The following is an 8,868-nucleotide window of genomic DNA, read 5'->3' as shown; positions in this document are numbered from 1 at the left end:
ACGGCGTCCGGGTCGAGGGCGCCTCGCGCAGACGCGCTGCACGAGCGCGGCGTCGACGCCGGACAGGGGGCCCGCGGCCTCCGCCGGGCGTGGAAGAGGAGCAACGGTCAGTGTCGCTGTGGTCTCGTGCGATGTCGGTGGACGAACTCGACAGCCGTCGCTGGGTGGATCTGATGCCGTGGCTCGATCGCTACGGTTCGGCCCGCACCGCCGCCCTCGGCGCGCTGGTGTCGTCCCCGCGATGGTGGGAGAACGAGTCGCCCGCCGAGACTTCCGGCCACACCGAGGTCCCCGAACTGTGTGCCGAACTCGCCCACATCTACGTCACCGATCACCCTGAGTTGCGGTTCGCGGACGGTCTGCTGCGTGAGGACGAAGTGCCCGTGGCCGCACTCGATCTCGGTCCGGCCGCCGCGACCCTCGTCGCACGCCTTCCCCACGCACCCACCACCGCCGAGTTGTTCAGCCGCAGTCCGGCCGACCTGCTCGGGGTCCGCGGCGCCGACCGTGAGGCGGTGGAGGAGATCGTCTGTGCCGCGCTCGTCACGACGGTCCTCCGCGAGCCGTCCACTCTCGGGGCCGATCCGCGTGCCGCGCGGGTGCCCGCCGTGGCGCTGCTCCTCGACGACCTGGCCGCGCTGGCGCGGTGGCGCAGAGTGTGCGGTCAGGACGACGCACCCCTTGTGCACGCCGTGATCGACGACGGCGCGCCGGAGGAGATCCAGGACGCCGCGGCCCGGTTGCGGGCGCTCACCGCCCGCGACCTGCCGGTGGCGGCGCCGTCCGATCCGATCATCGAACTCACCGAGTACCTGCAGGGACTGCCCGACGCGGAGCGCGCGGCGTTGCGGCGCCGCGTCCACGACGACGTCGACGACCCGGCCGGGCCCTCCACCTTCCCGTTCGGCACGGCGGTGGGCGACCTGCTGGCGGCGTTGCGTGTCGACGTGCGGCCGGTGGCGTCGTTCGACCGGGTGATGCGTGCCCATCCGGTGCTGAACCGGACCGTGCCGGGTTTCGACGTGCCCTTGTGGCGAGTGCTGCACCGACTCGACGATCGCTTCGAGGTCGCGGACGGGTGGGTCGCCGTGCCGGATCTGCCCGATGCCGAGAAGCAGACGCGGGGGTTGCTCTCGGAGTTCGAGTCGCCGAACGGTGTGGTGGAGCCGGCCGCGGTGAAGGCGGTGTGGTCGCTTCCCGACGGTGAGTTCGAGGCGTGGACGCAGTACTGCGGCACGACGACCTTCGAACGCCGCTTGTTGTCCCCGCCGGACGGTCTCGCGGGTCGTGCCGCCCAGGTCCTCGAGGTGCTCGGCGATCCGCTGACCGCCGACACGCTCGTCGCACGGATGGGTGTCAACGCGGACGTCCATACGCTCGTCTCCGAGCTCGCCGACGACGAGCGCTTCACGTCCGACGGCGAGCGGTGGGCGCTGGCCGAGTGGGACGTCGACGTGGTCATCGCGATCCGCAACCGCATTGCGCGGTTGGTCGATGCCCGCGGAGGAAGCGCCGATCGCGACATGGTGGTCGCCGCGCTCGTCGACCGCTTCGGTATCTCCGAGGACTCCGCTCGAACATTCACGGGTGGAGGGGATTTCGAGGTCGTCGACGGTCGGGTTCGGCGTCGTCACCGCTCGCACGTCCCCATCGCCGTGCCCGAGCGCACGCGTCGGCTGTACCGGCTGGGCGACTCCTGGCGGCTGCGGATTCCTGCGACGCGCGACCACCTTCGGGGAGCCGAGTTCACGGTTCCGTCCGCTGTCGCGACGATCGCGAACTGCGCGCCGGGCGGCCATGTGGTGCTGCCGTCCCGGCTGGGCGGGCAGACGTTGCGCTGGACGGGGCCGGCGCCGCGCCTGTCCTCGATCCGCCGTTTCCTCGAGGATGTCGGCGTGGAGGAGGACAACGAGCTGCTGCTCGAGATCCGCACCGACGGCCGGTTCGACGTCCTGCCGCTGCGCACTGTCGCCGACAACGCCGAACCGTTGCGCAAGGCGCTCTCGCTCATCGGCCACACCGAACCGGAGACCGTCCCCGAGGAACGGATCGCGGCGGCACTCGCTTCCGCCCTCGGCCTCGACGGGGAGTCGCGTCCGCGTCGGATCCTGTCGGCCTACCGCGCCCGCCGGGAGACGGAGGTGGTCGCGCTGCTCGAGCAGGCATGGGTGCGCGTCTCGAACTGACCGGGAGACGTGATGCATCCGGACCGCGGACGTAGCACGATTGAGGAATGGCCGACACGTCGAAACCCACCGCCGCAGTCCCCGCCGCCCTCGACGCGGTTCTCGAGGCGTTGCGGGGAGCCGTCTCGTCGGTGGAGGCCGCCGTCGTGCGGCTCGAAGGTGAGGATGCGGCGCCCGGGACCGTCGACCGTGTGCTCGACCTGGCCGGGGCGCCCCTGGCCGGCGACATCGTCGCCACGCACAACATCCTGACCAGAGCGGCATCGATCGTCGACCACACCGGCGGTCTGCCCGACGGGGACTGGTCGGTCGTCGCCGAGGTGGGTCCGGTCTTCGCCGAGACGGTGGTGCGTCTGCGCAGTCACGTCTCGTCGTCGCTCGACGGTCTCGGGCTCGACGCGGCGGTGGGTGAGCACATCGAACTGCTGCAGAAGGTTGCGGCGGAAGGAGCGCTGGGGGAGACGCTGCAGTTGCTCGTGATCGTCGAGGACTGCCTGTTCCTGTGGCATCGCGTGCACCTGGCGCGCACGCGCGACGAGGATCTGACCGACGCGCTGACGTCCGCACGGCAGGTTCTGTCCGACCATTTCACGCAGGACGCGGCGTTGCTCCGTCGTGCCCGCGCCGCACTGGCCCGGTTCGCGGAGGATCCCCCGATCGAGGTCGTCCGACGCCTGTCGTCGGGACGGACCACGAAGGTGCTCGCCGGTCTGCGCCGGGACATCGACGACTTCCGGTGGGCGTGCCGTGCCGACGAGGCCGGCTGGCTCGACGACGAGGACCCTGTGGTGGCCGAGGCGCTGGACTCGATGAGCAGTCCGCTCAAGGCGGTCGGGGGAGTCCTCGGCGAGGTGTTCGAACGCGGCCGGGCCCGGGTGACGGAGACGTGGAGTCGCTCCGACGAGTCCGCGCCCGCTGCCGAGTCCCGCGGCGAGCAGTAGAAGAAGTCCCGGCACCGTTGATGGGCGAACGCGCGACTCACATACCTAGATCTGCTAGGGTCACCGTTATCCATAGAACTTCTAGGCATGAGGGCGACATGTTCATCGAGAAGGATCTGGTGGCCGCCTCCGCCACCCCGCTCGTGCTCGGTATCCTCGCCGAGGGCGAGTCGTACGGGTACGCGATCATCAAACGCGTCAACGAGCTGTCGCAGGGCCGGATGCAATGGACCGACGGGATGCTCTACCCCCTCCTGCACCGCCTCGAGCGGGCGGGGCACGTGTCCGCCACCTGGCGGGTCGCCGACAACGGGCGCCGACGCAAGCACTACGCCCTCACCGATGCGGGTCGCGAGGTTCTCGCCGAACGGGCGGCGCAATGGACGGTCGTCGCCGACGCGCTGCACCAGGTGTGGCAGTCGGCCCAGTTGCCTCCCGCGGCCGCACCGGGGTGGTCGTGATGACACTCGATGCGCATCTCGAGTCCCGGATCGCCGGCTGGCGCAGTTACGTCGCCGACCGCCGCGTGATCTCGTCCTCCGACATCGACGAGATGGAAGACCATCTTCGCGAACAGATCTCGGAGTTCGTGTCGGTCGGATTGACGGCCGACGAGGCGTTCCTGGTCGCGGTCGGCAGGATGGGTGGTCTCGACGAGATCTCCCGCGAATTCGCCCAGGAGCACTCCGACCGGCTGTGGAAGCAACTCGTCCTCACCCGCCGCGGCGGGGAGGAATCCGGAACCCCGCGTCGCCGTAAGGAACTCGCGGTTGTCCTCGCCTGCGCGCTCGGTGCCGGACTGGCAGTCCGGGCCGGGCTCGAGTGGCTTCCCGAGGCCGCGCTCCTGCGCAACGCCGCCGTGCTCGTCCTGCCGTTCCTCGCGCTGTACTTCGCGTGGAAACGGGAGATGAGCCCGAAGAGCGGTGCGCTTCTTGCCGTTCCGTTCGTCCTCTCGGCGGTCGTGCTCAACGTGTTCCCGTTCGAACCGGGTGGTGCCACCGAGATCATCGCGGCGATCCACGCCCCGGTGGTCCTGTGGTTCGTGGTGGGCGCGGCCTACGTCGCAGGACAATGGCGGTCCCATCGCCGACGCATGGACTTCGTGCGCTTCACCGGGGAATGGGCCGTGTACCTGGCGCTGCTCGCACTCGGGGGCGGTGTGCTCATGGGGCTGACCGCCGGTGCCTTCAGCGCCCTGGAGATCGACCTCGAACCGTTCTTCGAACAGTGGATCGCCCCGTTCGCGCCGGCCGGAGCCATCGTCGTCGCGGCATGGCTCGTCGAAGCGAAACAGCAGGTCGTGGAGAACATCGCGCCCGTTCTCACCCGGGTGTTCACACCCGTCACGATCGTCATGCTCGTCGCACTGTTCATCGCGGTGGTCGCCTCCCACAGTGTCGTCGACGTCGACCGGGGCCTGCTGATCCTCATGGATCTGATCCTCGTGCTCGTCCTCGGACTCCTGCTGTACTCGATCTCTGCCCGCGACCCGCATGCCGCACCGGACGTCTTCGATCTGATGCAGGTCGTGCTGATCGCCGCGGCGCTCGCTGTCGATCTGCTGATGCTCACCGCGATGACGACGCGCATCGCCGAGTTCGGTTTCACCGCGAACAAGGTCACCGCGCTCGGCCTGAACCTCGTCCTCATGGTGAATCTGGTGTGGGCGGCCCGTCTCGGTGTCTCGTTCCTGAGGGGACGCTCCGGTTTCGCGGCCGTCGAGCGGTGGCAGATGCGGTACCTGCCGGTCTACTGCAGGTGGGCGGTGCTGGCCGTCGTCGTGATTCCACCCCTCTTCCGGTTCGTCTGAGCGTCCTCGGCCCGGGGCTACGGTAGGAGCATGCCCAGGACGGACGCGGTGCCCACGTACACGATCAGGCAACTCGCGGCGTTCGTCGCCGTTGCCGAGTGGGGCACCATCACCGCGGCCGCCGACGCGATGCACATCTCGCACTCGGCGTTGTCCTCCGCGATCACCGATCTGGAGAAGGCTCTGGCAGTGAAGCTCCTCGTCCGGCAACGCGCACGCGGAGTCAAGCTGACGCCGACCGGTCACGCGGTGCTCGAACGGGCGAAGATGCTGCTGCACCACGCGAGCGAACTCGAGAGCGATGCGCGCTCGGAGGCGGGCGACGTCGTCGGCCCGGTGGCGGTGGGGTGTTACCTCTCACTGGCTCCGACATTGTTGCCCGCGCTCATCGCCGAGTTCACCCGCGCCCATCCCCGGGCCGACGTCGATTTCCGTGAGGACACCCAGACTCGTCTGCGGATGCTGCTCGACTCGCACGAACTCGACGTGGCCTTCCTCTACGACCTGGATCTCGAACCGGGACTCGAGACGGTCACCCTCGACGTGCGCGAGCCGATGGTGCTCGTCTCGGCGGATCATCCCTTCGCCGGGGCCTCGCACGTGCGCTTGCGCGACCTCGCCGACGAACCGATGGTGCTCCTCGACGCTCCGCCGAGTTCGGGGCACGCCCTGCGGGTGTGCGCCGAGGCGGGCTTCACTCCGTCCGTCGCGTACCGGACCCAGACCTTCGAGACGGCGCGATCGTTCGTCGGCCGCGGACTGGGGTGGACCCTGCTCGTGCAGCGACCCGCCGTCGACGTCACCTATGAGGGTCGGACACTCGTCCTGCTGCCCGTCGTCGACCCGGCTCCGGAACCCGTGCGGGTCGTGCTCGCGTGGCGCAAGGACGCCCTCCCGAGCCGTGTGGCCCAGACTTTCACCGACTTCGTCGTGGATGTCACACGGACCGCGCACGTTCTCTGACGTGGACGAATGTCCGCATTCACGGAATTTCCGTGAATATTCACCGACTTTGTGTGCTTTGCAAACGATGTGACCGCTCTCATGATTGGTCCATTGCGTCCGAACGCTCGTTGATCGGATGCCTCGGATCGACCGCAGGAGAGGGCACGAACATGACCGTCCTTGACTCGACGCAGCAGACGTCGGCAAGAGCCGCACGCAAAGCCGCACTCGGCAGCTTCGTCGGCACCGCCATCGAGTGGTACGACTTCTTCATCTACGGCACGGCAGCGGCACTCGTGCTGGGCCCGCAGTTCTTCCCCGGTTCGTCCGACGTGGCCGGGACGCTCGCGGCCTTCGCCACGCTCGCGGTCGGGTTCATCGCACGCCCCATCGGCGGCGTCGTGATGGGGCACTTCGGTGACCGCATCGGCCGCAAGTCCATGCTCGTCGTCTCGCTGCTGCTGATGGGCTTCGCGACCGTCGCGATCGGCCTGCTCCCGAACTACGCGGCCATCGGCGTCGCGGCCCCGATCCTGCTCGTCGCCCTGCGTTTCGTCCAGGGCCTCGGCGTGGGTGGCGAGTGGGGCGGAGCGGTGCTCGTCGCCACCGAGAACGCCCCGGCCGGGAAGCGCGGGCTCTACGGTGCAGCGCCGCAGCTCGGTGTCCCTGCGGGCGTGCTCCTGGCGAACCTCGTCTACCTGCCGCTGACCGCCTTCCTCAGCGAGGAGACGTTCGACGCGTGGGGCTGGCGGATCCCGTTCCTCGCCTCGGCGATCCTCGTCTTCGTCGCCATGTGGATCCGCCTGGGTCTCGAGGAGAGCGCGGAATTCAAGGCCGCCAAGGATGCACCCGCACCGGTCGACGAGAAGATGCCGATCCTCGAGGTGCTCACGCAGCACTGGAAGACCGTGCTGCTCGCCGGCGGCACCTTCATCGCCACCAACGGCATCGCCTACGCCTACATGGTCTACGTCCTCAAGTACGGCGAGGCCACGCTCGGGTTCGGCAAGACCACGATGCTTACGCTGCTGATCGCCTCCTGCCCGTTCTGGATGGCCGGCATGGCTTTCAGTGCATGGCGTTCGGACCTGGTCGGACGCCGCACCATCTACATCAGGTCGTCGGCGGCACTGGTCGTCGCGGCCGCCCTGTTCTTCCCGCTGATGGACACCGCACTCCTTCCGGTCATGCTCCTCGCAATGGTCGGTCTCGGGTTCACCCTCGGCTGCTGCGCCGGCCCGCAGTCGGCGCTGTTCGCCGAACTGTTCCCGGCGAAGATCCGCTACAGCGGTGCGTCGCTCGGCTACCAGATCGGCGCCATCCTCGGCGGCGGTCTCGCACCGATGGTGGCGACCTCCCTGTTCGCAGCGACCGGCACCTCGATGTCCATCACCGGCTACTTCGTGCTGATCGCGCTGATCAGCCTCATGAGCATCCTGCTGCTGCGTGTGCCGTCCGCCGGGCACGCGAACACCACCGACTCCCGCCGTTCTCCCGAGGAAGGTGCCTGACCATGTCGACCTACTACCAACCGCCCACGTACCCCGCGTCGGAATTCGAGTCGATGACTCCCGCCGACGAGACGCTGCCCGTCGTCGTGGTCGGTGCCGGTCCGGTCGGCATGGCCGTCGCCCTCGGTCTGGCCCAGCGCGGTGTGCCCGTCACGATCCTCGAAGCCGCCGACCAGGTGTCCTTCGGCTCGCGCGCCATCTGCATCTCGCGCCACAGCCTCGAGGCCGCCGCCCGCCTCGGCTTCGGCGAGGAACTCGAGAAGATCGTGCTGCCGTGGGTCGGTGGCCGCAGCTTCTACCGCGACCGGCAGGTCCTGCACTTCCAGATGCCACAGCGTGACTTCGACGTCCGCCCGCCCATGATCAACGTCTCCCAGTCGGAGTTCGAGCAGATCATGGTCGACACCATCGAGCAGAACCCGCTCATCACGCTGCACTGGGAGGCCCCGATCGCCGGGATCCTGCGTGGCGAGGACGAGGTCACCCTCGAGGTCGACACCGCCGCGGGCAAGCGCCATCTGCGGGCACGGTGGGTCGTCGCCGCCGACGGCGGCCGTAGCCGTATGCGCGAGCTCGCGGGACTGCGGTTGCAGGGCACCAGCTACGAGGGCCGCTACGTCATCGCCGATATCCACTGGGAGTCCGATCTCCCCGCAGAGCGCATGGTCTGGTTCGACCCGCCGAGCAACCCCGGCTCGACGATCATCATGCACAAGCAGCCCGGCAACATCTGGCGCATCGACTACCAGCTCGACCCGTCCGAGGACGCCGAGATCGAGACGCAGGAGGAGGCGATCCGCGCCCGCATCGCCAAGCACCTCGACTGGCTGCGCAACGACCTGCCGTGGACCCTGGAGTGGAAGGGCTTCTACAGTGCCCGCGCGCTCGCCCTCGACGAGTTCACCCACGATCGCCTCCTCTTCGCCGGTGACGCGGCCCATCTCGTGCCGATCTTCGGTGTGCGCGGCCTCAACTCGGGTATGGAGGACGCCGAGACCCTCGCGTGGCAGCTCGCCGCGGTCGTGAACGGCAACGCCGAACCCGCCCTGCTGCAGGCGTACTCGTTCGAACGCCACAACGCGTGGGAGCAGAACGTCGCCAACGCCGGCAAGTCCACGCTCATCATGAGCCCCGGCAGCCACGGCTATCGCACCACGCGCGACGCGATCCTCGCGCTCGCCGTGGGACGCCCCGAGTTCGGGCACCTGATCAACCCGCGTCAGTCCAGCGCCACGCACGCCCGCCTGTCGCCGCTGACCTGGTCGGTCGCCCCCGGAACCGAGGGTGTGCTGCCGGGCGATCCCGTCGAGGACCGCCGGATCCGCATCGCCGGTCGCGAGACGTCGCTGAACGACGCGCGCGGCACCGGATTCGCGGTGCTCGGTGTGGGCCTCGACGCCGCGGGTTCGGCCGCACTTGCCGCCGCTGCGACGAGCCTGGCGCAGGCGCTCGCCCCCGAGAGCGTCGCTGCCCTG

At 69.1% G+C, this 8,868-nt stretch carries 7 protein-coding genes; all 7 read left to right on the top strand.

Annotated elements, in window-relative coordinates; translation table 11 throughout:
• Positions 1-110 precede the first annotated feature (110 nt).
• On the top strand, positions 111-2,186 hold the full coding sequence (locus tag R1101_RS0111005) for a hypothetical protein (protein ID WP_026003142.1): 2,076 nt from the start codon (positions 111-113) through the stop codon (positions 2,184-2,186).
• A 47-nt stretch (positions 2,187-2,233) separates the two neighbouring features.
• Positions 2,234-3,127 carry a hypothetical protein gene (locus R1101_RS0111000; protein WP_016933485.1) on the top strand — a complete coding sequence of 298 codons (894 nt, stop codon included), beginning with the start codon at positions 2,234-2,236 and terminating at the stop codon, positions 3,125-3,127.
• 98 nt (positions 3,128-3,225) lie between these two features.
• A complete protein-coding gene (locus R1101_RS0110995; protein WP_016933484.1) occupies positions 3,226-3,588 on the top strand; it encodes a PadR family transcriptional regulator in 363 nt (120 codons plus the stop codon).
• Positions 3,588-4,937 (top strand): permease prefix domain 1-containing protein, encoded by a 1,350-nt coding sequence (locus R1101_RS0110990; protein WP_026003141.1) that lies wholly within the window; start codon positions 3,588-3,590, stop codon positions 4,935-4,937. The genes R1101_RS0110995 and R1101_RS0110990 overlap by 1 nt, the downstream gene beginning before the upstream one ends.
• A 30-nt stretch (positions 4,938-4,967) precedes the next feature.
• Positions 4,968-5,900, top strand: a complete 933-nt coding sequence (locus tag R1101_RS0110985) for a LysR family transcriptional regulator (protein ID WP_016933482.1) — start codon at positions 4,968-4,970, stop codon at positions 5,898-5,900.
• Between the two features lie 152 nt (positions 5,901-6,052).
• Positions 6,053-7,393 (top strand): MFS transporter, encoded by a 1,341-nt coding sequence (locus tag R1101_RS0110980; protein WP_037222874.1) that lies wholly within the window; start codon positions 6,053-6,055, stop codon positions 7,391-7,393.
• Between the two features lie 2 nt (positions 7,394-7,395).
• On the top strand, positions 7,396-8,868 hold a 1,473-nt coding region (locus R1101_RS0110975), incomplete at its 3' end, for an FAD-dependent oxidoreductase (protein ID WP_016933480.1).

This window comes from Rhodococcus sp. R1101, assembly GCF_000278445.1.
GTDB classification, from domain to species: Bacteria; Actinomycetota; Actinomycetes; order Mycobacteriales; family Mycobacteriaceae; genus Rhodococcus; species Rhodococcus gordoniae.
This window is presented reverse-complemented; position numbering and strand designations above follow the sequence as displayed.

Bases quoted from the DNA above. Each gene is read 5' to 3' on its own strand.
- R1101_RS0111000 (WP_016933485.1), top strand. From the start codon at position 2,234: ATGGCCGACACGTCGAAACCCACCGCCGCAGTCCCCGCCGCCCTCGAC.
- R1101_RS0110995 (WP_016933484.1), top strand. From the start codon at position 3,226: ATGTTCATCGAGAAGGATCTGGTGGCCGCCTCCGCCACCCCGCTCGTG.
- R1101_RS0110990 (WP_026003141.1), top strand. From the start codon at position 3,588: ATGACACTCGATGCGCATCTCGAGTCCCGGATCGCCGGCTGGCGCAGT.
- R1101_RS0110985 (WP_016933482.1), top strand. From the start codon at position 4,968: ATGCCCAGGACGGACGCGGTGCCCACGTACACGATCAGGCAACTCGCG.
- R1101_RS0110980 (WP_037222874.1), top strand. From the start codon at position 6,053: ATGACCGTCCTTGACTCGACGCAGCAGACGTCGGCAAGAGCCGCACGC.